24 protein-coding genes, 1 pseudogene and 1 riboswitch are annotated in these 26,933 nt (G+C 37.9%); of the genes and pseudogenes, 14 read left to right on the top strand and 11 right to left on the bottom strand.

Annotated features, from left to right (window positions below; translation table 11 throughout):
• Window positions 1-15 precede the first annotated feature (15 nt).
• Entirely contained in the window at window positions 16-1,755 is a 1,740-nt protein-coding gene (locus AC3ANV_RS23670) for an aromatic amino acid hydroxylase (RefSeq protein WP_488311071.1), read from the top strand.
• A 102-nt stretch (window positions 1,756-1,857) separates the two neighbouring features.
• Here AC3ANV_RS23670 and AC3ANV_RS23665 read toward each other — a convergent pair whose 3' ends face one another.
• Together AC3ANV_RS23665 and mscL are read right to left on the bottom strand one after the other, a co-directional pair.
• On the bottom strand, window positions 1,858-2,493 hold the full coding sequence (locus AC3ANV_RS23665; RefSeq protein ID WP_488311070.1) for a Bax inhibitor-1/YccA family protein: 636 nt from the start codon (window positions 2,491-2,493) through the stop codon (window positions 1,858-1,860).
• A gap of 48 nt (window positions 2,494-2,541) precedes the next feature.
• Entirely contained in the window at window positions 2,542-2,931 is a 390-nt protein-coding gene (mscL, locus tag AC3ANV_RS23660; protein ID WP_488311069.1) for a large-conductance mechanosensitive channel protein MscL, read from the bottom strand.
• A gap of 153 nt (window positions 2,932-3,084) precedes the next feature.
• Here mscL and queF point away from each other — a divergent pair, with 153 nt between their 5' ends.
• On the top strand, window positions 3,085-3,582 hold the full coding sequence (queF, locus tag AC3ANV_RS23655) for a preQ(1) synthase (protein ID WP_488311068.1): 498 nt from the start codon (window positions 3,085-3,087) through the stop codon (window positions 3,580-3,582).
• Window positions 3,583-3,931: 349 nt separating this feature from the next.
• On the opposite strand, the gene AC3ANV_RS23650 is transcribed toward queF, so the two are convergent.
• Window positions 3,932-5,434, bottom strand: coding sequence for a LuxR C-terminal-related transcriptional regulator (locus AC3ANV_RS23650; RefSeq protein ID WP_488311067.1), 1,503 nt, complete (start codon window positions 5,432-5,434; stop codon window positions 3,932-3,934).
• 202 nt (window positions 5,435-5,636) lie between these two features.
• Between AC3ANV_RS23650 and AC3ANV_RS23645 the strand changes: the two genes are divergently transcribed.
• The 3 genes from AC3ANV_RS23645 to AC3ANV_RS23635 are packed head-to-tail and all read left to right on the top strand — an operon-like array spanning window position 5,637 to window position 7,899.
• The gene (locus tag AC3ANV_RS23645; protein ID WP_488311066.1) at window positions 5,637-6,212 is read left to right on the top strand and encodes a DUF6230 family protein; all 576 of its coding nucleotides are present in this window, start codon (window positions 5,637-5,639) and stop codon (window positions 6,210-6,212) included.
• An 18-nt stretch (window positions 6,213-6,230) separates the two neighbouring features.
• Complete coding sequence (locus AC3ANV_RS23640) at window positions 6,231-6,608, top strand: DUF6114 domain-containing protein (protein ID WP_488311065.1); 378 nt, start codon at window positions 6,231-6,233, stop codon at window positions 6,606-6,608.
• 22 nt (window positions 6,609-6,630) lie between these two features.
• A complete protein-coding gene (locus AC3ANV_RS23635; RefSeq protein WP_488311064.1) occupies window positions 6,631-7,899 on the top strand; it encodes a hypothetical protein in 1,269 nt (422 codons plus the stop codon).
• Window positions 7,900-8,020: 121 nt separating this feature from the next.
• Here AC3ANV_RS23635 and AC3ANV_RS23630 read toward each other — a convergent pair whose 3' ends face one another.
• The 3 genes and pseudogenes from AC3ANV_RS23630 to AC3ANV_RS23620 form a co-directional block, all read right to left on the bottom strand.
• Window positions 8,021-9,253 (bottom strand): aminopeptidase, encoded by a 1,233-nt coding sequence (locus tag AC3ANV_RS23630; RefSeq protein ID WP_488311063.1) that lies wholly within the window; start codon window positions 9,251-9,253, stop codon window positions 8,021-8,023.
• 367 nt (window positions 9,254-9,620) lie between these two features.
• A pseudogene (locus AC3ANV_RS23625) lies at window positions 9,621-10,885 on the bottom strand (MDR family MFS transporter).
• 187 nt (window positions 10,886-11,072) lie between these two features.
• Complete coding sequence (locus AC3ANV_RS23620; protein WP_488311062.1) at window positions 11,073-13,163, bottom strand: DNA topoisomerase III; 2,091 nt, start codon at window positions 13,161-13,163, stop codon at window positions 11,073-11,075.
• Window positions 13,164-13,550: 387 nt separating this feature from the next.
• Between AC3ANV_RS23620 and hutH the strand changes: the two genes are divergently transcribed.
• Window positions 13,551-15,077, top strand: a complete 1,527-nt coding sequence (hutH, locus tag AC3ANV_RS23615; RefSeq protein ID WP_488311061.1) for a histidine ammonia-lyase — start codon at window positions 13,551-13,553, stop codon at window positions 15,075-15,077.
• Window positions 15,078-15,119: 42 nt separating this feature from the next.
• On the opposite strand, the gene AC3ANV_RS23610 is transcribed toward hutH, so the two are convergent.
• Window positions 15,120-15,275, bottom strand: a complete 156-nt coding sequence (locus AC3ANV_RS23610; protein WP_488314361.1) for a hypothetical protein — start codon at window positions 15,273-15,275, stop codon at window positions 15,120-15,122.
• 143 nt (window positions 15,276-15,418) lie between these two features.
• Between AC3ANV_RS23610 and AC3ANV_RS23605 the strand changes: the two genes are divergently transcribed.
• From AC3ANV_RS23605 to AC3ANV_RS23595, 3 genes are all read left to right on the top strand, one after another.
• Window positions 15,419-15,793 (top strand): DnaJ family domain-containing protein, encoded by a 375-nt coding sequence (locus tag AC3ANV_RS23605; protein WP_488311060.1) that lies wholly within the window; start codon window positions 15,419-15,421, stop codon window positions 15,791-15,793.
• 130 nt (window positions 15,794-15,923) lie between these two features.
• Entirely contained in the window at window positions 15,924-16,808 is an 885-nt protein-coding gene (locus AC3ANV_RS23600) for a LysR family transcriptional regulator (RefSeq protein WP_488311059.1), read from the top strand.
• A gap of 658 nt (window positions 16,809-17,466) precedes the next feature.
• A riboswitch (cyclic di-GMP riboswitch) is annotated at window positions 17,467-17,555 on the top strand.
• Window positions 17,556-17,585: 30 nt separating this feature from the next.
• Entirely contained in the window at window positions 17,586-17,738 is a 153-nt protein-coding gene (locus AC3ANV_RS23595; protein ID WP_488311058.1) for an anti-repressor SinI family protein, read from the top strand.
• Window positions 17,739-17,824: 86 nt separating this feature from the next.
• Here AC3ANV_RS23595 and AC3ANV_RS23590 read toward each other — a convergent pair whose 3' ends face one another.
• The gene (locus AC3ANV_RS23590; protein ID WP_488311057.1) at window positions 17,825-18,154 is read right to left on the bottom strand and encodes a helix-turn-helix domain-containing protein; all 330 of its coding nucleotides are present in this window, start codon (window positions 18,152-18,154) and stop codon (window positions 17,825-17,827) included.
• A 315-nt stretch (window positions 18,155-18,469) separates the two neighbouring features.
• On the opposite strand from AC3ANV_RS23590, the gene map reads away from it, so the two are divergent.
• Entirely contained in the window at window positions 18,470-19,219 is a 750-nt protein-coding gene (map, locus tag AC3ANV_RS23585) for a type I methionyl aminopeptidase (protein WP_488311056.1), read from the top strand.
• Between the two features lie 33 nt (window positions 19,220-19,252).
• On the opposite strand, the gene AC3ANV_RS23580 is transcribed toward map, so the two are convergent.
• Window positions 19,253-19,477: a DUF1128 domain-containing protein gene (locus tag AC3ANV_RS23580; RefSeq protein ID WP_488311055.1), complete on the bottom strand. Its 225-nt coding sequence runs from the start codon at window positions 19,475-19,477 to the stop codon at window positions 19,253-19,255.
• A gap of 214 nt (window positions 19,478-19,691) precedes the next feature.
• On the opposite strand from AC3ANV_RS23580, the gene AC3ANV_RS23575 reads away from it, so the two are divergent.
• On the top strand, window positions 19,692-20,060 hold the full coding sequence (locus AC3ANV_RS23575; RefSeq protein ID WP_488311054.1) for a YtxH domain-containing protein: 369 nt from the start codon (window positions 19,692-19,694) through the stop codon (window positions 20,058-20,060).
• A 24-nt stretch (window positions 20,061-20,084) separates the two neighbouring features.
• A complete protein-coding gene (locus AC3ANV_RS23570) occupies window positions 20,085-20,921 on the top strand; it encodes a YihY/virulence factor BrkB family protein (protein WP_488311053.1) in 837 nt (278 codons plus the stop codon).
• 356 nt (window positions 20,922-21,277) lie between these two features.
• Here the strand turns inward: AC3ANV_RS23570 and AC3ANV_RS23565 are convergent, their stop codons facing one another.
• Together AC3ANV_RS23565 and AC3ANV_RS23560 are read right to left on the bottom strand one after the other, a co-directional pair.
• Complete coding sequence (locus AC3ANV_RS23565) at window positions 21,278-23,194, bottom strand: heavy metal translocating P-type ATPase (RefSeq protein WP_488311052.1); 1,917 nt, start codon at window positions 23,192-23,194, stop codon at window positions 21,278-21,280.
• Window positions 23,195-23,428: 234 nt separating this feature from the next.
• A complete protein-coding gene (locus AC3ANV_RS23560) occupies window positions 23,429-24,604 on the bottom strand; it encodes an MFS transporter (RefSeq protein ID WP_488311051.1) in 1,176 nt (391 codons plus the stop codon).
• Window positions 24,605-24,862: 258 nt separating this feature from the next.
• Between AC3ANV_RS23560 and cax the strand changes: the two genes are divergently transcribed.
• Both cax and AC3ANV_RS23550 read left to right on the top strand, forming a co-directional pair.
• Window positions 24,863-25,903, top strand: coding sequence for a calcium/proton exchanger (cax, locus tag AC3ANV_RS23555; RefSeq protein ID WP_488314319.1), 1,041 nt, complete (start codon window positions 24,863-24,865; stop codon window positions 25,901-25,903).
• Between the two features lie 381 nt (window positions 25,904-26,284).
• Complete coding sequence (locus tag AC3ANV_RS23550; RefSeq protein ID WP_488311050.1) at window positions 26,285-26,893, top strand: YczE/YyaS/YitT family protein; 609 nt, start codon at window positions 26,285-26,287, stop codon at window positions 26,891-26,893.
• The last annotated feature ends 40 nt before the right edge of the window (window positions 26,894-26,933 follow it).

Raw genomic sequence — 26,933 nt, 5'->3', positions numbered from 1 at the left:
AAAGGAGGGTTCAGAATGAGTGGAGAGTCTTCAAAAAAGATCCCGGTACATTTAAAGCAATATATTTCCAGGCAAGATTACACTTGCTATACTCCAATTGACCATGCCGTTTGGAGATTTGTCATGAAGCAAAATCATTATTTTTTAAAAGAAATTGCCCATCCGGCATATGTGAACGGCTTAAAGGATTCAGGGATAAAAACTGAGTCGATTCCGAAAGTGGATGAAATGAATACAAGTTTAGCTAGGTTTGGATGGAGGGCAGTAACCATTGATGGTCTAATACCCGGGGCTGCCTTTTATACTTTTCTGGCAAATGGAATTTTACCAATCGCAACGGAAATTAGGAAATTGCAAAATATTGCTTATACTCCTGCACCGGATATGCTTCATGAAGCAGCCGGACACGCTCCCATTTTATTAGATAAATCCTACAGGGAATTTGTAAAAAAAATTGGCAGGATGGGTGCTTTAGCCATCTCCAGTAAAGAAAAGTTGGATGTATTTAAAGCTGTTCGGCATTTAACCATTGTTGCAGAGGACCCGAAATCCACTCCTGAACAAATTAAGAAAGCGGAAATGCAGGTGTCTGAGGCAAGAAGGAAGGTAAAAGGAATTTCTGAAGCAGATCAAATTTCCCGTTTGTTTTGGTGGACGGTTGAATATGGATTAGTAGGCGAACTAAACAACCCTAAAATCTATGGGGCCGGCTTGCTTTCATCTGTAGGAGAGAGCCAAAGCTGTTTATCAGATGAGGTAATAAAGATCCCATTTTCTGTTGAAGCATGTATCCAAACCCCTTATGATGTCACAAAGCCGCAGCCCCAGTTATTTGTTTGTAGGAACTTTAATGAATTAGTAGATGCGGTTGACCAATTTGCTGAAACTATGGCATTTCAAAAAGGCGGTACGGAAAGTCTGGATAAAGCCTTGCAATCTGATAGTGTAGCGACAATTGAGTACTCCTCCGGTTTACAAGTAACCGGCATTCTATCGGCTATTTTAAAAGACGAAAAAGGCGAAGCTGTTTATATACGCACAAAAGGACCTACAGCGTTAGCATTAAATGATAAACAATTACCCAATCATGGAAAAGAAACACATTATAAGGGATTTGGAGCGCCGATTGGCAAATTAGAGGGGGATCTAATTCTGGAAGACTGCACTAAAAAACAATTATCTGCTCTAGGAATTATTGAAGGAAGTGAGGCTTTTTTAAATTTTCAAAGTGGTGTAAAGGTAAATGGAATCGTAAAAAATATTTTATTTTCAGAACAAACGCCCATTATTATTTCTTTTAAAAACTGCACTGTACGATTTAAGGATCAAGTACTATTTGAAAAAGCTTGGGGGACATTTGATATGGCAGTCGGTGAAAGGATTTCTTCCGTATATGCCGGTGCAGCTGATCCGGATACTTATTTTGATTTGGAGCCGGATGGTATGATAGAGGGGAAATTGGCGGATAAAGAATGGAATGAATTAGAAAGCTTTTACGAGGAAATTCGTAGATTCCGAGAGAACTCTAATTGGGATGAACACATTTTGTCGCGAATTAATGAAATACTAGCCATCTTGGATGATCAATATCCAAATGAATGGTTGCTTCGTCTTGAGTTACTGGAACTCTTCAACATCCACAATGATCGTAGTGAAGCTGTCATAAAGATTGAAGAGATGTTAAAAAACACTGACTGGGAGAAATCTGTCAAACAAATGCTTCAACGCGGTTTGACTCTCATAAATAAATGCTAAATTGAAAGAGGCTGACTCAATGAGTCAGCCTTCACTTTTTTGTACTATCAGAAAGGCGAATCGCTCCAGTCCATACGCCGCTAACGGGCTCTTCCGCTTTTCTTAGTCTTTACTATTTAAGATTCCTAATATCCGAAGAATGCTTAGGAACAAGTTGATAAAATCCAGGTATAAGCTTAAAGCCATTAATGGAACGTCCTCCGGTCTAACACCTTGATGCTTCATAAGGCTGAAATCAAAGAGAACATATCCGCTAAATACCATCACACCGATAAAGGAGTATGCGAGCATTCCCATCGTGCCTAATGGCCAAAATATATTAAAAATCGAAATGGCCACTAATGCAAGCAATGCCGCTAATAAAAATCCGCCCAAAAAGGAAAAGTTCCGTTTCGACTTCGTTGCATAAATGGCAATTCCGGTGAACACAACAGTTGTACTGGCAAATGACAGTAAAACAATATTAGGTCCCGAAACAGCAATATAATGCGCTACGATCGGATAAAGCGTAATCCCTGATATAAAGGTAAAAATATAGAGAAACGAATAAGAAATGGCCTTTTTGCGTCTAAAGAAAAAGGCAGCAGTAAGCATTACAGTTTCTAAAATCGCCAATGGTAAAAATAAAGCAGGAGGTATATAAACGCCTGCTAATGTGCCAAGTAAGGCGAAAGCAAGAGAAAGAGCAAACGTTCTTAAAACTGATGGGATATATTCATTAGCTGTTTGTGTATACAATTTTTTTCACCTCGAAAATAAGTCTTATTAAGGTATACGATTAAAAGGTCAAGATGTTTCATTTTTTCTAAAAAAATTTCTATCTTCTTTCAATAAATCACGGATTTCCGCTAAAAGCTCTTCGGTTCGATCCACTTTCTCTACAATTACATCAGCTTCATCTTTCTTCTTGAAGCGATTAATCCCTTTTACAAAAAGAAAAATTGAAAAAGAAATAATGAAGAAATCAACGACTGATTGAAGAAATAATCCATAATGTAATGTGCCAACTGATAGTTTTGAGAGGTCTATTCCTCCCATAAACAATCCAATTACCGGCATTAATACATCTTTTACGAGGGAAGTGACAATCTTACCAAACGCTCCGCCAATAATCACACCAACAGCGAGATCCAGTACGTTCCCTTTCATGGCAAACTGTTTAAATTCATTCCACATGGTGAAACCTCCAAGCATTATTTCTTAAATGGACATTGTACTCTAAAGCCTTCATCTTTTGCAACTATACGTTTTCCCAACAAATGATTATTGACAGTATACTCTATTTTTTCTATAGTTACTATGTCAATTGGTAATGAGGAGGATCCTAAGATGGCAGGAAGAACTGATACAGAACTAGAAGGCGTTACATTACTCGGAAATCAAGGTACAAAATACTTGTTTGAATATACACCGGACGTTTTAGAGGCTTTTGATAATAAGCATCCGAACCGCGATTATTTTGTAAAATTTAATTTCCCTGAATTCACAAGTCTGTGTCCAAAAACAGGTCAGCCTGATTTTGCGACTATTTATATTAGCTACATTCCGGATAAAAAGATGGTCGAAAGTAAATCACTAAAGTTATATCTTTTTAGCTTCCGCAACCATGGTGATTTTCATGAAGACTGCATGAATATCATTATGAACGATTTAATTAAATTAATGGACCCAAGGTACATCGAGGTCTGGGGCAAATTTACGCCAAGAGGCGGTATCTCGATTGACCCATACTGCAATTACGGAAGACCGGGAACAAAGTTTGAGCAAATGGCGGAACATCGTTTAATGAACCATGATTTATACCCGGAGAAAATTGATAATCGCTAAAATCGAGAGAGCAGCAATCCAATCCCATTGGAACTGCTCTTTTTTCAGCTAATGAAAGTATAAGTGCACAAAGGAATGCTTCGGTAGGATAAACATCGCAGTCGAAAAGCTGTTTTTTGCTTTTCGACGAACTACGCCTCTGTTTTCGCCCTTAGGAGCCCGCCAATCGGCGGCTTTTCCTTAGGCTCTTTTCGTAAACTTTGTTGCTTTTAGACCTTATGAATGACCATTTACTAAGTTTCAGGGCAATTTTCGCAAATGTTCTTACGAAAAGATGCCACGAAGCATTTAGTTATACGGGTTTTGAACTTTTACGATAAACAACAATTAATGCGAAAATAGCCTTTCCTTATAATATTAACTTCATTCTTATAGCTTTAACCGCAGCATCAGTGCGGTTTTTGGCAGCTAATTTTTGAATGATAATGGAAACATAATCACGAACGGTGTAACTGCTAAGATGAAGCTGTTGTGCCGCTTCATTGATAGACGCACCCTCCGCGATCAAATTCAATACTTCTTTCTCACGCTGTGTTAATATGCATTTGGGACTGCCGAATTGATGTAGTGCTTCATCCCAAAAGGAATATAATAATTCACCGGCATAATGACCAAATTTAATTAACGTAGTTAATGTTTGCGTTGCAACTTCAAACTGAGAATCTTCCCCTTGATCCAATAAGGCAATTCCAAGTAATTTGTTTTCAGTTGGGACAAAAATCGGTAATACCACGATTGACTTTATGCGGTATTTTCGGACATATTTTTCAGGCAGCACATCTGAAGCATTGGAAAAATAAAGAGGCTGCGAATGGGCTAATGAACGTAAATAGTTATTAATTAAAGGAAGTTGAAATATCCCCTCTCTAATTTGCTGGACAGAGGGGATGCTGACATTATGCCCTGACACGCCAATGCCTTTATCTTCCATGTGGTTATAAAGAAATAAGGCGCAGCGTTTAAATGGCATGTAATCAACGATTCCTTGAGTGATTGCTTGTACAGCAAGATCGGCACTTCGGGTTTGTAATAATCGCTGTAAAAACAAAAGGGAAGCATCCTTCCAGTCCATTTTACTTTCAAGATGGTGCAGCTTTAGCTGCCGGAGGTACATTCCTTTAATCAATTCTGTTTGTTGCTCCGATACTGTAACCTTCCCTTCCTGTAAGCCAATAAGAAGGATATCATTCAAACATCGAATTTGGACAACCTTGTTATGTACCGTGCCTTCTCCCAACAACCTTGTAATCGCCATAGATAGATGATCGATTTGATTGGCCTTTATACTTAAACACATTTCAATCAAATGAGGTTCTACTTCCTTTTGGGATGAACAAACAATCTTTTCGATTTTAAAATCAATTTGCTCTTTTTTCACGATTGCTAACCATTCCATAGGGAGAATGTTTGTAGCCATCATCATTTTAATCCATTTTTCGATACGGTCCTCCAAATCATGAGTTAATAATGAATGGTCTAGAATTCTCGAAAAAAAAGCTTGAATAGCCTGATGCTCGACAATGGATGTTGCTCGATTCGCAGCTAGAAGCTTATGAAAAATATTTTCAATCGCAGTTATGAGAAATATAGACTCGTATTCGTTATGTGCAGAGGGAAAACGGTTTTGCCACTCAGCAAGCAATGAAAGAATAAAAGAGTCCACGCTAGGGGGTTCTTTTATTGAAATCTCCTGAAAGGCATATTGAATCATTGAATCAAATTGATCTACCAATGAAGCATTATTGTGTTTGGATGATGATAATAACTGCTTCCACTCTTTTACAAATGGGTCTCTTAGTCCTATAAGAAGGCTAACCCCCTTCTGTAAGAGCTGCTCAACTATTCGTTCCATATTCAATCCTCCCCCCGCAATATACCAATAATTATAAAATTCGCATCTTCCTTTTCCAATATGTCCGTATTAGTATCTTTACCCGACATTTGACGGGGGCGTTAATTTTTCACGATATTTACCGTAGTTGTAGTAGTGAGTATTGAAGAGTAAGGTTAAGATAGTCATATTTTCTTAAAATTAAAAAAATAGGAGGACGTATATGGAAAGTTCAATCCAACTCTTGGAGGGTACTACAAGCAAAAAGGTTTTCTGGTCCGTATTAGGTTCGGGAATGTTGGCGTTGGCACTGTTATTAGTCTCGTTTGGAATTTCGGGAGTGGCATACGCTGTACCGATCGCCGGAATAGGAGACTTCTATGTTGAGTTTGATAAGCTGGTGGGGAATGGATATACCTTTTATCCCAAGATGGGTGAAACGAGCGCAGATGATTCTGCACCCCAAGGGGCAAATTTAATGGATAGTTTAACGATTGATAATTTGCAATTATACAAAGATTTTAAAGTAGGCGGGCAGTGGATTCGTGTAAAAATAGCGGCCTCCAAACCAGTTCAGATCACTGGACTTGAACATGATGCAAGCCTAATTCAAGCGGATGCCAAATTCCAAAATTTAGTTTTGCAAGAAAAGCATAGTGACGACTGGCAAAAACAATTTAAACAAAACTCATCACAAATTATCATGGAGCATGCAAAGCTAAAAACGCATTATCTTTTCCAAAAAACAATCAATATGGGTGGAATGAAATTAACAGTTGAAAAGATCAATAAAAATTAGGTAGGAGAGTTGAACAAAATGGAATTGAAAAAGTGGCGCAAACAAAGGCCCTTATGGGGAGCTATTATTACCATTTTAGGAGGACTTATGATTAGCTGGATTCCATTAAACCTGTACTTAAGCACATTCCTCCCTGGTTCACTCGCCATTATCGGTCTGTTATTTGGAGGAATTATTACGTTGATTGGAATAGTATCGATATTATTCCCCAATGCCTCTAAAATTCTCGGTATTTTTACTATTTTTCTATCGATTCTGTCCGTTATCGGAGCATTGGGAGGCTTCCTGGTTGGAACACTTTTTGGAATCATTGGCGGTGCATTGTTAATGGCATGGCGCCTCGCTCCTGTCAAAGTGAATACAGCACCTCCTAACGATACGGAATTAACAGCGTAAACATGCTAAAGGGGATTAAATTATGTGGTGGAAAGGCAAGCTTTTCTTATTTAGCTTATGTCTCCAGCTGATGTTTCTTACATTTTTATCTCCGGGAGGAGTCGCAAACGCAGCAAATAATAATGCTTCAGATGGTTTTATAATTCAAGCAGACCGGGTTGTTGGCTCAGGTATGTTTGCAACGATTGTCAACCAAGAAACATCTGCGGTCAGAGGCAAAGAGCCCATGCTGCGGATACAATATAAATCAGCAACCATTTACGGGATGAGATTGACGAAACAGGTTCAATCACCAAAGGGAATGGTGAGTATCACCTTAAAAGCACAAGGACCGGTTACTGTAAAAGGTATGACAGTTGATACGACAGCCATTTCATTCAAGGGTGCTTGCTTAATGGCTTCTGAAACAGTACCTGAGCTCACGATGGAGAATGTGGTGATGGTCGCCCATTATATGGATAATGAAGATAGTGACATCAAAAAGCTAGTTCTTAACACGATCTCCGGACAAGCCGAAGCACAAATGCCGGGGAAGATTCAACTACTCAAGGATTTAAGCCTGCTTCCGCTAAACCAATTGGAAAAAGAAATAGAAAGAATTTCAAGTGGCCACCTACCGCTTACATGTGAGGATGGATCCAAAGCAGGTGAACAATCAAGTAACAATGGTAAGATAACAGATCCAATAAAATATGTGATCGGTACGGGAACGAATCCACCTAATCCAGTGGCCAAAGCATTGGATCCGGTGTTAAAGCCAGTAGATCCGGTGTTAAAACCAGTATTAGAACCTCTCAAACCGGTGTTAAAAACGCTAGAACCCGTGTTAAAGCCAGTAGAACCTGTGTTGAAGCCGCTAAAACCAGTATTAAAACCACTTGATCCTGTTACAAAATCGCCGGATCCAATAATGAAGCCGCTGGATCCAATTGTAAGCGGACCTTCCTATAAAGTGGAACAGTCGCTCCAATCTGCATGTGATCAAATTAAGGATAACAACGGAGTTATTACAAAGGAGCTCGCTTTGAGTTTGATTGATGAAGCAATTGCCAATAAAGTAACGTTAACTACCGTTTGCCGGAAAGATACTTCACTTTCTAACGAACTGCAAAAATGGCAGAATGGGCTGTTAAAATCACTTGGACTTTTCGATATTTTAGGACAGTTACAGCCTATGGATCCGATGCAGCAATTAACCAAAATGCATGAAAAAATAGCCAAAGAACAAGATGGTGTGATCATCTATAAACCGTTGAAAAAAGAGCAGGGAAGCCTGCTCTTAATATTTTAGCTAATAGGAAAGTATAAACTTTCACAAGTTTATACTTTCCTATTTCGCATAAGTGCAACTACGCCTCTGTCTTCTCCCTTAAGGGCAAAGACAGAGGCGAGTTTTCTTTAAAAATCTATTATTAAAACGCCCAATTTCCTTTTCTAAAAACAGCTTCTGCTTTACCGTCGGTTGTAATGCCATCGATGTCCATTTCGGCTGAACCAATCATGAAATCAACGTGGGTAATACTCTCGTTTAATCCATTTTCTTTTAATTCATCAGAAGACATTTTCTTTCCGCCTTCGATACAGAAAGCATAGGCGCTGCCGATAGCTAAATGGTTTGAAGCATTTTCGTCAAACAAAGTGTTAAAGAAGAGAATGTTTGATTGGGAAATAGGTGAGTTATAAGGAACAAGTGCTACTTCACCAAGATAATGAGAGCCTTCGTCTGTATCAACTAAACGCTTCAGAATTTCTTCGCCTTCTTCCGCTTTCACACCAATAATTTTTCCATTTTCAAATGTAACCGAAAAACGGTCAATAATATTTCCACCGTAGCTGAGTGGCTTTGTGCTCGCTACTGTACCATTCACTCCTGTTTTAAATGGAACGGTGAACACTTCCTCTGTCGGCATATTGGCCATAAATTCGATACCGTTCTCATTTACACTTCCTGCACCTACCCAAATATGGTTTTTCGGAAGTTCGATTGTCAGGTCTGTTCCTGGTGCACGGTAGTGAAGCTTTGCATACCGTTTTTCATTTAAATAATGAACTTTTTCATGGAGTGTTTCATCATGTTTTTTCCATGCTTCAACAGGATTTTCAACGTCAGTACGCGTTGCTTTAAAAATAGCATCCCATAGTTTGTTTACTTGATTTTCAACAGGTTCATCCGGGAACACTTTTGCCGCCCAAAGTGGTGATGCAGCAGCAACGACCGTCCAGCTCACCTTATCCGATTGTATCGCTTTGCGGTATTTCAATAATGCTTCTCCGGCAGCTTTTTGGAAATTAGAAATTCGTTCAGGATTCACACCTTTAAGCAGATCCGGGCTTGCGGAAATTACCGACATGAAAGCAGCACCTTGATCAGCTAGATCTTCAGTTTCTTTGGCACGCCAAACGGGATATTCTTGAAAGGCATCATCAGGAGCCAGGTCATATTTTGTTCTTGTAACCGTATCATCGTTCCAGTTGACAATTACATTTTGAGCACCTGTTTCGTAAGCCTTTTTAACAACCAAACGGACAAACTCTGCAGCATCCAAGGCCGCATTAACAACTAATGTTTGTCCTTTTTGAATATTAACCCCTACCTTAACGGCAAGTTCAGCATATTTTTCAAGGTTCCTCTGAAAATCACTCATTTTTTTGTCTCCTTTTCCAAAATCTTCATGTATATTGTAGCCTTTTTGATTGGAAAAAGAAACCTCGAGCCAGGTTTTGGGTATTTGAAGAAAGCCAAAAAAACAGTAAAGAAATTAATCTTTACTGAAGCTTACTGCCGTATACTTTTATATTAAAATAAATCCCTGCAGAAAATAGTACAACAAAAGTAATAATGCCTGACACTGAAGTTGGAGACATAAATTGAGACCAATCCATCCATTCCACCTTCTTTTTTAATAGAAATCGTTTACATGTTAATTATAATATTAAAAGAGTGAAATGTGAACTTTTTAGTACAATTTATTGAATATTTTTTGAACTCTATTAAAATATAAAGGGACCCTTTCAGGATCCCTTTGCAGATTGTTTTTCAAATGAATTAAACATTACCCAATATATTCCTGCGCTAGATAAAGCAAGTATGGAAAGCACAAAAAACGTCGATCCATAGCCAATCCACACAGTCAACGGAATAGAGATAGGAGCGATTGTGCGACTGATGGTAAATCGTAGACTTGCTGCTGCAAAATATTGTCCCCTCATATGCTCCGGTGCCAACTTGGAAACAAAGCTTTGCTGAAGCCCGGCTCCCATTAATTCAGCAAAAGTGAAAACCGCCATAGCTAGAATAAATCCCCAGATCCAATTAGTTTGACTGAAGATAATAATTGAAATAGCATATACAATGGATGAAAGAATAAATACATTCCGTTCAGGGAATCGACTCATCCATTTGGTTACCAAAACTGTTAGCATGGCAACAAGGAAGCCGTTCTCAGCAAGAACGATTCCAAAGGCCTGCGTTCCATTTATTATAAATGACCAATCACCGATGGAAAAAAAGCTTTGATTTTTCACAACTTCCTTTATATAAACAGGGATTAATAAGTCTAACTGCATAAACGTTTGCCCTGCCAGTACCCCTGCAACAATAAACAACAAAAACGTTTTATCTTTGATAATTAGTGAATAATCTTTTAGTTGGTTTTGTAAAAAATAATACCATTTTCCATCAATGCCGAAAGCGGAATTTTTTTGAAACGGTGCCGTCTCCCGAGTCCATTTGGCCAAAATCAAACCTAGCAATATGCAAACTACCCCTGCTGTAAGTAATAGCTGTGAGCGATAATGGATATAAAATATTGCACCGATAATGGGACCAATGACAACCGCTAAATTAATAGACGTATAAAAAATAGCAAATACACTGCTTCGATCTTTTTCATCCACCACATCGGCGACCATTGCCTGGCTTGCCGGCCAGTAAAAGGAGCCGAAAACACCCGCAATCGCAAAGGAAATGAACCCAATCAATGGAGAATGAAGCCATGGAGAACCGGCAAATGCAAACAATAAAAATGAAAGCCCTTGGCCTATAGCGGAAAGAACCATCATTCGCTTCCGACCAAAACGGTCGGCGCAGTATCCACCCATTAAGTTAGCCAAAACGGAAAACACCTGTGAAAATACTAATAATAATCCTGCTTTATTCTTACCGAATTCATCTGCAAAATAGATGGTCAAAAATGGAAAGAACATCCAAAAGGTAATGTTCATCACGTTTCACTAAACAAGCGAACCTTTAAATTTGGATCCCAATCCCTAATCATGTTGTATCCCCGTTTCTTTTTCATAGCCATACCATCATACTATCAAATTGGAAGTGCTTTCAAGAAAAAAAGGTAAGCATCTTTTAAGGTGCTTACCTTTTTTTGATTCAATAAGATAGTATATATTTTTGAACTATGATAAGTCTGGCTTATCAAGAATAGCCACGGTGCGCTTGCGCTTTTCTTATTAGTCTTGATCCTTCAAAGCTTGCTTCAGCAAATCGCCTAGGCTTGTGCCGAAATCTTCTTTTTGGCTATATTTTTGAACCAGCTTTCGTTCTTCCTTCTTATTCACGGCTTTTTTCTTTTCTTCCGCTTTTTCGACTACATTGCATGGCCGGCATTGGAAGTAGACGCCGGCTTTTCCCTCATGAAGCTCCATTTTTTTATGGCACTGCGGGCAGCGTCGATTGGAAAGCTTCGGATCCTTTCGTTTTCGATAGGAACATTCCAAATTGGAACAGACGAGAACTTTTCCTTCTTTTGTATTTCTTTCCTTTAAGAATGAACTGCACTCAGGACATTTGGAGCCTGTTAAGTTGTGAGCCCGATAAGATTTGTCACTTGTTTTAATTTCCGAAACAAGCTGAGCGGTTTGACGGCGAATTTTTTGTAAAAAGACTTTTGGGTCTGCTTTTCCTTTAGAGATTTGCTCTAATTCCTGCTCCCACTTTGCGGTTAATTCTGGAGATTTTAACTCATTATTAACAAGGTCGATAAGTTGTTTGCCTTTCTTTGTAGGGTGGAAGCGGCCATTTTGCCGTTCTACCACTTCTGTCTCAACAAGTCTCTCAATAATTTCTGCCCTTGTTGCGGGGGTACCTAGGCCGAACTTCTCCATCTGTGACAAAACATCCGCCTCGGAGTAGCGCAATGGCGGCTCTGTCCATTTCTGGTTGACACATCCATTTTTAACCGTAAAAGCTTGTCCCTGTGATAATTTTTGCAGACCGGTCATGGTCTGTTCGACATCTTCTTTTCCTAAAACCTTTTTGAAGCCTAATTCGATTACATTCGTTTCTTTTGCCGTAAAGGTTTCTCTTTCTGCAGTAAAAACGGCATGAATCGTTTCGTATTCAAAAGGAGGTAAAAATAGGGTAAGGAAACGTCTGGCAATCAGGTCATAAATTTTTCGTTCGTCGGAATCAAGGTCACTGAGATTTAGGCGTTGTTCGGTCGGGATAATGGCATGATGGTCTGTTACTTTTTCATTATTGAAGACACGTTTTGCAAGTACTCTGCCATTGTTAGCAAGAAGCGGTCGCACCTCTTCTTTATAACCGGACACCATCCCTTGCAGGCGATCCGCCATCGTACTCATCATATCAGTAGTTAAATAGCGGGAATCAGTTCTTGGATAGGTCACCACTTTATGCTGCTCATATAATTTTTGCAAAACATTTAATGTTTTTTTCGCAGAAAAGCCAAACCGTTTATTGGCATCTCTTTGAAGCTCAGTTAAGTCATAAGGCAGGGGCTGAGCCTCAGACTTTTTCTTTCGTTCGACTTTTTCAAGCATTGCCTTTGCACCGGTTATTTTTTTTAGGATACTTTCTGCCTTCGATTTTTCAAAAAGGCGTTTCTCATTGTCCTTTTCCCAGTCAGTTAAAAATGGTCCAATTTCAGCTCGAATCGTCCAGTATTCCTTCGGAACAAATTTTTGTATGAGCTGCTCCCGGTCGAGAACCATCGCAAGTGTAGGTGTCTGCACCCGGCCGGCTGAAAGCGGGTCCTTATATTTTGTTGTTAATGCTCTTGTAACATTCAGTCCAATTAACCAATCAGCTTCGGCACGGCAAACAGCAGAATGGTAGAGGTCATCAAATTGTTTTCCCGGTTTTAATTGTTTGAAGCCGTCCTTAATAGCTCGATCGGTTTGCGAAGAAATCCACAATCTTTTTAATGGTTTGTTCCACTGAATTTTTTCAAGAATCCACCGGGCGACAAGCTCACCTTCACGACCTGCATCTGTCGCAATAATGCATTCCTGAATATCCTTTCGTTTCGCCAAGGCTTCAATCGCCCTAAATTGGTGGCTTGTTTGCTTCATTACCTTTAAGCCCATTTTTTGCGGAATGATTGGTAAGTCCTCTAAATTCCAGGTTTTATATTTCGTGTCATAATGCTCGGGCATTTTTAATTCAATTAGGTGACCAAGCGCCCATGTGACAATATATTGATTGCCTTCCATGTAACTTTTATGTTTTTGATTGCAGCCAAGGACACGGGCAAGCTCCCTTGCTACGCTTGGCTTTTCTGCAAGTACGAGAGATTTCATAAATACTCCTTTCCATCTAGGCAAAAGCTCTTTTTTAACCTTCATTCAGTATAACGGAAATGAAGGCATTTTTGTAATTCGGAATTCAATTACTTTAGTGATATAACGATTTACCATATTGGCTGGATAACGACCTTCCGTTAATTCGTTATTCTGCTAAAGTGATATTGTACTAAAATTTAGAATATTCCGTTGACAATCTTATTTACAAACACATATAATGACAATAATTATAGAATATTATGAATGGGATGATTAGGCATGAGACATTCAAGGAAAATTCAATATTCAATAATGATTTTTAAGAGGCTGGATTCCAAATCTATTTAGATAAAGGAATCCAGCCTCTTTCTTTATTATACTAAAGTGGTAGAGGAGAGAGAAAAAATGATTACATTGACAGGTGGAAGTTTAACTCTGGAACAAATGAAAGAAGTTTTATATGGAAAGCAAAAAGTAGGTGCTTCAGAAAAAAGCATGAACGCTGTACAAAAGAGCAGGGAAGCAGTAGAACGAATCGTTTCAGAATCAAGGGTTGTCTATGGAATTACTACGGGATTTGGAAAATTCAGTGATGTTTTGATTGATAAGAAACATGTTCAAGATCTGCAGCTTAATTTAATTCGCTCTCATGCATGCGGAGTGGGCGAACCATTCCCTGAGATTGTCGCTAAAGCAATGGTCCTGCTCCGTGCGAATGCACTTTTAAAAGGTTTTTCAGGGGTAAGACCCATTGTTATTGAGAAATTATTGGAACTTGTTAACAAAGATATTATCCCTGTCATTCCACAGCAAGGCTCTCTTGGTGCGAGTGGAGATTTAGCGCCGTTATCCCATTTGGCTTTAGTTCTAATTGGAGAGGGAGAGGTTTTTTACAAAGGTAATCGCCTGGATTCAATTGAGGCGTTTCAGCAAGAAGGAATCCTACCGGTTACACTGGAAGCAAAGGAAGGCCTCGGAATCATCAATGGTACACAGGCGATGACCGCTATGGGTGTAGTCGGTTACTTAGAGGCAGAACAACTGGCTTTCGAAAGTGAGCTTATTGCTTCGATGACGATTGAAGGGTTAAATGGAATCATTGATGCCTTTGCAGAAGAGGTGCATGTGGCAAGGGGCTATAAACAGCAAATTGATACAGCTGCAAGAATTCGTTCTTACTTAAGCGATAGTTTATTAACCACAATGCAGGGAGAAATAAGAGTTCAGGATGCTTATTCGCTAAGATGTATTCCACAAGTCCATGGCGCTACCTGGCAGACACTTGATTATGTAAAAGAAAAATTAGAGATTGAAATGAATGCAGCAACTGATAATCCATTAATCTTTGATGACGGTGAAAAAGTAATCTCCGGGGGGAATTTTCACGGTCAACCGATTGCATTTGCAATGGATTTTATGAAGATTGCGGTTGCGGAAATGGCGAATATATCAGAAAGACGGATTGAAAGATTAATTAATCCGCAATTAAATGACCTGCCGCCATTTTTAAGCCCGGAACCCGGCTTACAATCCGGTGCGATGATTATGCAATATGTTGCCGCATCACTGGTATCTGAAAATAAAACATTAGCACATCCGGCAAGTGTTGACTCGATACCATCATCAGCAAATCAAGAAGATCATGTGAGCATGGGAACCATAGCTTCCAGACACGCTCATCAAATAATTCAGAATACAAGAAGAGTCCTTGCCATTGAGCTGATTTGTGCCATGCAGGCGGTCGAATTCCGTGGTATTGAAAAAATGGCTACACAAACAAAAAGATTCTATGAAAAAGGACGGGAACAAGTTCCTTCTATTAATCAAGATCGTGTTTTCTCAAAAGATATTGAAAAAGCTGCTGCGTGGCTGCAAACAATTGATTTGAATCAATATACCAAAAAATTAACGATGGAAAATGGACCTTATTAATTACAGGGGCATTATTGAAAAAAGGCGTGAATATTCACGCCTTTACTCTTCTTCCACTCGATTCTTAAAAGCCTCTTGAGTAACGATTAGTTCCTCATCTTCAATCCGTTCATGTGTTTTTTTCTCTGCCATACTGTTTTTAGGAAATTCACCCGGGTGGTTCTTGTTTTTATGATTAAAATGTTCTCCGCGTGCCAAACTCAACACTCCTTTCAGTCATCAAATGTAGAGTTCCCAATCCACTCTTATAATATTACTAATCCAAAGTATTCCATTTTATAAAAAAATAGACCTTGATATAATTAACAAAGTGAGTAACGTGAAAAAGGAGGTACAAAAAAATGGATATGTTTCACATCATCTCGGAAGATCGGATAAAAACAGCATACAAAGATGGGGAATTTGATAATCTGCCCGGTTTAGGTAAGCCCCTTCAGTTAGAGGATCTATCAGGTATTCCGGAAGAATTGCGGATGGCGTATAAATTGTTAAAAAATGCAGGATATACTCAAGAAGAAAGCCGGTTAAGGCAAGAAATGATGACGATCGAGGATTTAATTAGAAAATGCGATGATACCAATGAAAAAGAGAATCTCCAAAAGAAATTAAATGAGAAGCTTCTTCACTTTAATCGAATGATGTCAAAGAGAGGTATGAAGACTAATTCCTCTTTTTTTAAAAATTATGAGCAAAAGGTTTACAACAAATTGAAATAAAAATAGCCTAAAAACACCTATTTAGGGTGTTTTTTAATGAAAGGCGACTTTACTCTTTTTAATATTATTAGTAAAGTATAGATAAATAATTGATTATATTAAAAATATTAATAATAGCAGGAGCAATACTATGTATTATGATGCACTTAGGACATTTATCACTGTAGTAGAAGAAGGGAATTTTACAAAGGCTGCCGAAAAAAGATTAATTTCTCAGCCTAGTGTTAGTGTTCATATACAAAACCTTGAGAAGGAATTTCATACCTCACTGTTTGTCCGTTCTCCAAAGCAGCTGCAATTAACCTCAACGGGAGAACTTTTATATGAAAGGGCCAAACAAATCATACAAATATATGAAATGACTAAGGAAGAAATTTTCGAACATCATCAATCATTAACATTAGGGCTTAAGATTGGGGCAAGTTTTACAATTGGGGAATACGTCCTGCCCTCATTATTAGAGGAACTTGGAAATATCTATCCTGAAATTAAGCTGGAGGTTATCATCGGAAATACGGAGGAAATAATTGAGCATGTAAAGCTTTTTCATGTTGATATTGGTTTAATTGAAGGCCAAAGCAATGATAAAAGTCTCGAAGTATTTCCGTTTATGATAGATGAACTAAAAATCGTTGCCTCGCCCAACCATCCACTTTCTTCACAAAAAGGGGTTACTATAGAAGAACTGCAAAACCAGACTTGGATTACAAGGGAAAAAGGTTCCGGAACCCGCGCCTATTTAGAACATGTATTAAGGTCCCACGGATTAAAAACGAAAAATGTAATATCAATCAGCAGCACACAGGGAGTAAAAGAAGCAGTGATTCGTGGTTTGGGTTTTTCATTAATTTCGAAATTTGCAATTGCTAGAGAGGTCGAAAGTCAATATCTCTCGATAATTCCTCTAACGGATGACTCTTTTTTACGTAGGTTCTCCTATGCTACCTCACGATTTGTAAGTAAACAAAAAGAACTTGAAGAGTTTATTGGTTTACTGAAAACTAAATTGAGTTAACTAATTAATTTAAAAAAAGCCGGGGAAGTGGTGACCTATAAACTAGCGTCAATCTTCTCCAGCTTTTTGTTCGGATTTTTCCGGTTTACACATGCGATCAAGTAAGTACCCGAAAAATATCATAAAGCCGATAGGTATAGAGTAGTTTAACACATGTAAAAGAGTCATTACATCGTCCACTCCTTATTGTTTGAATATTAATAATATTATGATTTTTATGTTGTTTACATTATATGTTAAATGTCACAAAATAGACAAATTTAATCGTCATACTTGATGAAAAAATTATTATATTTATTTGTTATATTTAGAAACCCATGGAGTACAGGTTGTTGGTTCTCACTCATTGCAAAGGCTTATAAAAATTTCCAATAATTACACAAAAGGAGGGAATTCGACTCGGATTTCCTCTTTTTCCTATTATACTTCCTAGAATTTGTGTTAAAAACCATGATTTTGGATAATTTAACCAAGTATTTTGTAGAAATATAGAAAAATTTGTGAGAAAAAATGATTAGAATTTTTTGAAAAATTGACAAAATCTAACACCCTACTAAAAAAGGACTATATATAATGTAAATATAATTCAGGATTAAGTATTTAGCCCTATTGGTATAGAGAAATAATAAGGTATAAAGCTGAACGTAGCATTAATGGAAACAGAAAAAGGCAAACCTATTGAAAAAGAGGGACGCAAAGCCGAGGATCTAAGGTAATGTAGATTGCTATGATGGCCGGGCTGCCTGGGATACGAATTGTATTTTAGGGGGAAAAATTGTGGTGGTAGAAACTGAAAGAAAAGTAGAAAGAATGGATGAGGATTGGGTCGCATTAATTTTAGAGGCTAAAGAACTAGGAATTACGAAAGAATCAGTTCGTGATTTTCTTATGCAGCAGGATGTAAAAGAACGGTTAATTGAAAACCGATAAATTTACATACGTTAAACAAAAAAGCATTCTACAAATAATGTAAATATTTGTAGAATGCTTTCTTCTTTTGTAAGCATAATCATGACTTATTGGTTGTTATTCTGGTTAATACGCCACTTATTAAATTCAAGGAAATCACGAAATTGTTCCTTGGATACTCCGGAATTCATTGCTTCTTTGACAAGATTCATCCAATCGCTGTCCAAATCCTCTTTATTGATTTGTTCAAGTATTAAATTCTCTACAGGGACGCTTAAAACCGAGGAAATCTTTTCAAGAACTTGAATAGAAGGATTACTTTGCAGGTTTCTTTCCATTGCACTTAAATAAGATTTAGCGACCCCTGCTTGATCAGCAAGCTCAGAAAGTGACATTTTTTTTTCTAATCGTAATTTTTTTATACGTTCACCGATCATTGAGTTTCACACACCCATTTTTATTAATATATATACGATAATTTTAACAAAAAGAATGAAGAAGTTCCATATTACGAACGGAGTATTTTGACAAAAAAACGAAATTAAGTATCGATAAATCAATAAGATGTTATAAATCACATGAAAAAGCTGCAATTAGATACAGTTGCTTGGAAAAATTATTAGATAGCGATAATATAAAGAGAGTGTTTCCAATACTCTAATATAGTATTAAAGTTCGTAAGCTAAAGATGATCTTCCACGAACTAAAACGCTTATAATACATAAAAATAATTAAAAAAGGCTGGGAAGAAAATGATAGTACTTAAATCACAACGAGAAATTGAAGCCATGAAAAAAGCAGGAGAAATCCTTGCTGCTTGCCATAAAGAAATAGCCAAATTAATTAAACCCGGCATTACAACCTGGGAAATTGAAGAATTTGTTGAAAAGTTTTTGAGAGAAAATCAGGCTACCCCGCAACAAAAAGGCTATAAAGGCTATGAATTTGCAACCTGTGCAAGTATAAATGATGAAATATGCCACGGATTCCCACGAAAGGAACCGTTAAAAGAGGGCGATATTGTTACGATTGATATGGTTGTAAATTACAATGGTGCATTGGCTGATTCTGCTTGGTCTTATGCAGTTGGAAATGTTACTGAACAAACGGACCATTTATTAAAGGTGACAAAAGAGGCATTGTATAAGGGAATAGAACAATCAGTAGTAGGAAACCGAATTGGAGATATCGGTCATGCCATTCAAGTTTACGTTGAAAGCGAAGGACTATCAGTCGTTCGTGATTTTATAGGCCACGGAATTGGGGCTGTGATTCATGAGAAGCCTGATGTTCCCCATTACGGTCTGCCTGGGAAAGGGCCAAGGATCAAGGAAGGAATGGTTTTTACTATTGAACCGATGGTCAACATCGGAAGGTACCAAACAAAAATGGATGACAACGGTTGGACAGCCAGAACCATTGACGGTAAATATTCAGCGCAATATGAGCACACGATTGCCATCACAAAAGATGGCCCGATCATTTTAACAGAACAAAGATAAGAAAAGGAGGATGACCCATATGAGTCATCCTCTTTATTTTTTGCGCAGATTTCCTAGCTCTTCAGCCAGGGCTTGCATTTCACTTGGACTAAAAGAATTTTTTCTTACTACCATTTCATAGATTTCTTTTAATTCTTCATACATTTCCTCATCAAAGTGGGAAGGTTTAATAGCACCAAAATTTAAAACCTTTAATTTTTCTTTTATTTGTTCAATCATATATTCGACATTTTCAACGGATTTTTGTGATAAATTCACTCCGGTCACCCTTTCCGAATTATTAAACCAATCTTTTCATGTTAAAAAGTATATGTCAATACAAACTTGGTCTGATAAAAATAGAGAATAAAATTTTTCAGTTGGACTTGCATAGGGTTTCCACTTAAAGCAAAATGAATGTTGAGAAAAAGTTTGGTATTATTTTCATTAAGTAAAGATGATGATAAATAATGTTGAGAAAGGAGAGGTTAAGATGACGAGGAAAAATCAATTTTGGAAAGGGATGTTTCTTGGAGCAATTGCGGGCGGTGCTATAAGCTTATTGGACAAACAAACCCGGAGTGTGATGAAGGAAAACCTTCAGAAGGTAACTCATCAGACATCATATATTTTGCGAAACCCTGGAGAAATATCTAAAAAAGTTAAAGGAACAGCAGTAAAACTTAAGACTACTGTTGAGCAGGTTAATGAGGATATCAATTACATTATGGGAAAAGTTGATGAATTGAGAGAGCTAACCCCACAGGTGACTGATATGTTGAAGGAAACAAAAGATGCCTTCTCGAAAAGCGAAGAAACGGCACTATTGGAAGAAATCATTAAGGAAGATGACAATATTTAACAAGATAAAAAAGGAGAGGTGGAAATGGAAAGAGCAGGGAATGTTCGTTCCTCTTTAATAAAATTGCTATGGCACCGTATTGAAGAAGATGATCTACCGGGACTTTCAGCCCAACTGGCCTATTTTTTTCTCCTTTCCCTATTTCCATTGCTGATTGTTTTATTAACGCTTCTTCCGTACATACCGATTCCACATGAGGATATTCTTGGAATATTCACTGGTTTTGCTCCAGCTGAGGTAATGGATCTAATTGAAAAAAATATAACGTATATAATGAATAATCGGAATGGCGGCTTGCTGTCTTTCGGGATTATCGGAACCATCTGGTCGGCCTCAACCGGTATTCGCGCGATTGTGATAGCTTTTAATAAGGCTTACAATGTGGAGGAAAGCCGTTCCTATATTGTTGCACAGGGGATGTCTATCCTTCTTACATTCGGGGCGATTTTTGTGTTTATCCTTGCTCTCGTTCTTCCTGTTTTCGGAAGAGAAATCGGTATTTTTCTATTTTCGCAATTAGGATTTGCAAAGCAATTTTTAACTGTTTGGAATGCCTTAAGCTGGCTTGTAAGTGCAATTATTTTGTTTCTTATTTTTACAGTCCTATATTGGATTGCTCCGAATGTGAAATTGCGCTGCAGAAGTGCTTTTCCGGGCGCAGCATTTGCTACAATCGGCTGGATTATTTCCTCTTTGGGTTTGTCATATTACGTTGAGAGTGTTAGCAACTATTCACTTACCTACGGAGGAATCGGTACTATCATTGTCTTAATGATTTGGTTATATATATCCGCATTTATCATCATTCTTGGCGGAGAAATCAATGCTTTTTATACTGAAAGGAGTAAGACGAACTGCTAATTTCCTTTCATTTCCCTATTTGAAAACTACAGATTTGTTCAAACTAGTATTGGGGAGTAGTTAATAAAAAGGGAGGTTTTCATTATGACAAAACAAACGAAAAAAGATGGAGGCACAAAACAAAAAGGGAAAGCTCGTCCGAAGCATAAAACTTCCGGATCTGCAAATGGTTCAAATGGTTATCATTAATAAGAGAGGCGGAAGCTCCCGATAGCGAAGAACACTGTCGTTGGGCGCCCCTCGGAAAAGCTAACGCTTTTCATTCGTGCGAGGTATCGCTGCCGAAGCTTACTCTTGTGGGGCTATAAAGTAAAAAGGACCGGGTGAAATTTCACCCGGTTTTTCTTTAAGGGGACCTATGATTTTAACAGCCTTAGGCTATTAAGAATCACAAGGATGGTACTTCCTTCATGGCCAATAACTCCAAATGGTAAATCGAGTATCCGGAAGAAGTTTGACGCGATTAACAGCATGATGACAGTAATAGAAAAGACCACATTTTGTTTAATAATCTTATTCATCCGTTCAGAAAGACGAATAGCTTCAGCTATCCGAGGAAGATCATTTTTCATCAGCACTACATCCGCTGTTTCAAGGGCAACATCCGTTCCTTCACCCATTGCAATCCCAACATTCGCCAGCGCTAATGCAGGTGCATCATTTATCCCATCACCGACCATTGCGACGGTTCTAAATTTTTCCTTTAATTTTCTAAGCTGCTCCACTTTTTCCTCAGGCAAGCATTCAGCAATATATTGATCAACATGGCTTTCAGACGCAATAGCACGGGCCGTCTTTTCACTATCCCCCGTTAGCATAACTGTATAAATTCCTTTCTTTTTCAGAACGTCGATCGCCACTTTAGTTTCATCGCGGACAACATCTCTTAAGGAAATCATGGCGATAAGCGATTCATTCATTTGAACATATACAAGGGTATTTCCTTGACTTGCTACATCTTTGTCTAAGATGTTTGTGAATTTCGCTGCTTCCTGCTTCCCAACAAAATCTGCTTTTCCGATTTTCCACTGTTCGCCGCGAATTTCTGCTTTTACACCCCAGCCTGGAACATCTTCAAGGCTATCAGGATGAATGAGCTCTTGTTTGATATTCCGTTTTGCATGTTTTACAATCGCTTGTGCAAGTGGATGATTGGAATGATTTTCAATTGATGCCGTAATCCATAGCAGATGTTCTTTTTCAAACCCGTCCTTCACGATTACTTCGGTCACTTCCGGTTTTCCTTTTGTTAAAGTTCCCGTTTTATCAAACGCAATGGCTTCTAAATGACTTAGGTTTTCAAGATGTACCCCGCCTTTTACCAATATACCATGCTTAGCACCATTGGAAATCGCTGATAATGTTGCAGGCATGATGGAAGCAACAAGGGCACAGGGAGATGCAACGACCAACAAAATCATCGCACGATAGAATGATTCATGCCAGCTCCACCCCAGCAAAAAGTGGGGTAAAAAAAACATTAACAATACGACGGCAAGAACAACCTTAACATATGTTCCTTCAAACCGTTCAATAAATAGCTGGGAAGGTGATTTTTCACTTTGTGCTGATTGAACGAGCTGAATGATTTTTTGAAAAAGGGTATCTTCACTCGCTTTCGTAACTTGAACCGTTATTGAGCCTGTCATATTCACAGTACCTGCAAATACTTCATCCTGATCGCCTTTTGATACAGGCATTGACTCACCTGTAATGGCTGCTTCATCAATATTCGTTTGGCCTTTAATGATGGTTCCATCTGAAGGCACCCGTTCACCGGGTTTAACAAGGATTTCGTCACCTACTTTAAGCATTGCCACGGAAATTCTTTTTTCAATGCCATTTTGGATGAGAAGAGCTTCTTCCGGCTGCAGATTCATTAGAGAAGAAATTTCCTTATGGCTTTTATTCATCGTATAGGTTTCCAGTGCCCCGCTAACCGCAAAAATAAAAATTAGTACCGCACCTTCCGTCCAGTAACCAATGATGGCTGAGCCAACTGCAGCAAAAACCATCAACATTTCCACGTTTAATTCTTTATTTTCATATGTTTCTTCAATACCTTCTTTTGCTTTTGCAAATCCGCCTATTACAAACGCCAATAGATAAGCGATGATGGAATCGGCACCATAATCATATTTATTAAAAAGCCAACCAACTGCAATGAATACGCCACTTAATATGGCGGCAATCAGCTCTGCGTGCGGTTTAATTTTATCTATGAATCCTACATCCTGTATACTTTTTGTAAGAGACTTTGCATCAGAACTCATCGTATCCCCCTCCTGGATTTTTTATTGAGAAAAATAATCATCTTCACTTCCCTTAAAAAGTACGAAAGCTGTCATCAATCGATGACAGCAAGAATCTCTCTAAGTTAATTATTTATCATGTTGTTTAATCCTATTTTACCACATATTTTATGCTTAAGATACGAAATTGCTCCTTAAATAATAGATGACCGATTTCTTCTGCCATATGTGGCTAAACGGGCGCTTACGCTTTTCTTAATGGTTCTGCTCAAGCATTGGATAAGGTTTTTTTCCAAAAATATAAATGATAATTGATAAAACTAAGAGCATTGTACTAATAATGTAAAAGAAGCTAATATGTTTGAAATATTGAATAACTAATCCGCCAATAATCGGCCCACTCAGACTGCCAATACTAAAAAAGATTCCGCATAGCAAATTTCCCGTTGGCAATAAATTTTTCGGAACTAAATCAGTCATATAACTAATGCCAAGTGAAAAGGTAGATCCAACGACCATCCCGGCAATTAAAAAAGATAAGAAAAGGCCATAAAAAAAATGTTCGAGTAGACTTGCTGAAGTAAAACAGAAAAATCCAAGGAAAAGAACAATCATTAAGATATATCTTCGACCAACCCTGTCACTTAATATCCCTAAAGGAAGCTGAGTCACAATACTGCCAATGGCAAAAGCTGATAAAACGAGAGAAACGCTGGATACATCAATATTCATTCTTAACGCATATACGGGAAAAATGCCGTTTAAGGAAGATTCTAAAAAGCCGTATGAAAATGGTGGTAAAAAGGCAACCCAACCATATTTTAAAGCTTGTTTGAACCGCTTTATCGTTTCAAGGAATGAATTGATAACAGCCCCTTGCTCCGGATATTCATTTTTTAAAATAAATAAAAAGAGCCAGCCTACTAAACAAAGGACTGCAGATACAATAAAGGGTAACGAGTCATTCACCTTTACCAATGGTGTCATCAAGGGACCTGTTGCAAAGCCAATGCCAAAAAATAAACCATATAAAGAAATATTCCGACCTCTCTTATGGTTAGGGGAGAATGAGGTGATCCAAGTCTGTGTGGCGAAATGAAGAGAGTGGTCTCCAATTCCTATTAATAATCGCAAACCAAACCAAAACCAAAAATTATCCCATAAGGGAAATAATGCCAGTGAAACGATAACGAGTCCGCCGCCGGCAATAATAATCGGTTTATAGCCGTATTTGCGTAAAGGTATTTCCATAAACGGGGAAACGAGAAGAATTCCAATATAGAGGGCCGTAGCGTTTAAACCATTTAAAGAAGCAGGAACCCCGCTTTTTTCAAAAATGACCGCGATGAGCGGGAGAAGCATTCCTTGCGAAAAACCCGATATGGCGACAATACTGACCAATATCCAAAACCGTAGATTGTTCTTATTCATAAAAAAGTCCTGTATATTCCTTTCTAAAGTTAAATAATACAAATATTTAAATTAGTTCCTAAATGATGGTAACCTATAAAACTTAGCATTTGCAAGAAAAATTATCAAAAGGCTTTTCAGAAGGGAAAAAATAGTGTAATCTCAACGGAAAGAAATAATAGGGTAATTATGGGATAAATGGAAAAGAAAAATGGATTAGAAAAAGAGACGAGATAAAAACTAATAGATGGAGGGAATGCGGTGACAAACAAGATTTTTATGCTCATGACAATTATTGGGGTACCACTTTCCGTAATCGGAACATTTTTACATTGGTCAAATATTGTCCTATTTATTATTTATTGTTTAACAATTATTGCTCTAGCCAGTTTTATGGGTAGGGCTACCGAAAGTCTGGCAATTGTTGCAGGTCCGAGAATCGGCGGTTTGTTGAATGCTACATTTGGAAATGCAGTTGAATTAATTATTTCTGTTTTTGCACTAAAGGCGGGATTAGTAGGAGTGGTACTTGCTTCTTTAACAGGATCTGTACTTGGAAACTTGCTCCTTGTAGCCGGATTATCGTTTTTTGTTGGCGGTCTTAAATATAAACGCCAGGAATTTAATGTATATGACGCCCGGCATAACTCAGGACTCCTGATGTTTGCAATCATCATTGCTTTTGTGATTCCGGAAGTTTTTTCGATGGATATGAATGAGGTAAAAAGAATTAACTTGAGTGTCGGAATATCAATTATACTAATCATCCTCTATCTCGCTGCGTTATTCTTCAAACTTGTTACTCATCGAGGCGTTTACCAACATGAAACAGAAACAGAGGGGCATAATGAAGAAGAACCGGAGTGGGGGCAAGGTAAAGCAATTGCTATTTTGGCGATTGCAACTGTAGTCGTAGCTTATATTTCTGAACATCTCGTCCATACGTTTGAATATGTTGCGGCATCGTTTGGCTGGACTGAACTATTTATCGGCGTCATAATTGTTGCCATTGTGGGTAATGCTGCAGAACATGCTTCAGCCGTTTTAATGGCTCATAAAAATAAAATGGATGTTGCGGTCGAAATTGCAATTGGGTCCACACTTCAAGTTGCGATGTTTGTTGCACCTGTGCTTGTAATTATTTCACTCTTCTTTCAAACCTCAATGCCATTGCTATTCACCTGGCAGGAGTTAATTGCAATGGCTTCGTCTGTATTACTAATCGTAGTCATTTCCAATGACGGTGAATCGAACTGGTTTGAAGGATTAACCCTAATTGCGGCCTATGTGATTATGGGGATTGGCTTCTTTTTACTATAACAAATATAAAGACTCTGAGCCGGGAGGCTCAGAGTCTCTTTTTTCAAATAACAATTTCAGTTAATAAGTATTTCCCATGTACGGTGATACATTTGTTCTGTGATATAATAGGTAAATCTTTTCTTCATTCTTAGGGTAAAAATCAATCGCTTTCTTTGGGACCATCAATCACCAACCTTCATGTTTAGTGATGAACTAGAAAAACACGAGTGTTGAATATCATAATAAGACGAGAATCCCAACCTCCTTAAATAATAAATGGTTAGCAGATTGATTACTGCCCTCCTTTTTTGAAAGGTTAAGTTTATTATAAATTAATATTTCAATTTTGTAAATGTTCTGATTATTACTTTTTTATTACTAATTAAAAAGGGGCTGCAAATGGCATTTTTGTATCGTTTTTTATTTTTCATTATTGGCTTATTTATCATGACTTTTGGGGTTTGTTTAACAATTAAGGCTGATCTTGGTGCCGGAGCTTGGGATGCTCTTAATGTGGCACTTACTAACCGGTTTGGTTTAACTATCGGGACATGGGTAATGATTGCAGGCGGTGTGTTAATCATTGTAAATGCAATTTTATTAAAAAGATGGCCGGAACTGCTTTCTGTCATTACATTTGTCGTAATTGGTTCTATGATTGATTTTTGGATGAATCATGTTTTTGATATTTGGCAAGGAGGACAATTCATTGTCAGATTAGGTGCTTTAATACTCGGGTTAGCCATTATCGGTTTTGGAGCCTCGATTTATTTGCAGGCAAAATTTCCATTGAATCCAATTGATAACTTTATGATGGCAATTAAAAAACGTCTTTCTGTTAATTTAATGGTTGCCAAAACCATTGGTGAAATTGTAGCTCTAATCCCGGCCATTCTTTTAAAGGGACCCATTGGAGTTGGGACGATCATCATCACTTTTGCTGTAGGGCCATTCATCCAGCTTTTCTTTCCTTATTTTGAAAAAATAATGCAAAAGCTACAGGCGTAAATGGATAATATTGAGGAACTCCGAAAAAACTATGGATAGA

Source organism: Neobacillus sp. DFD-2R (assembly GCF_057747865.1).
This window is presented reverse-complemented; position numbering and strand designations above follow the sequence as displayed.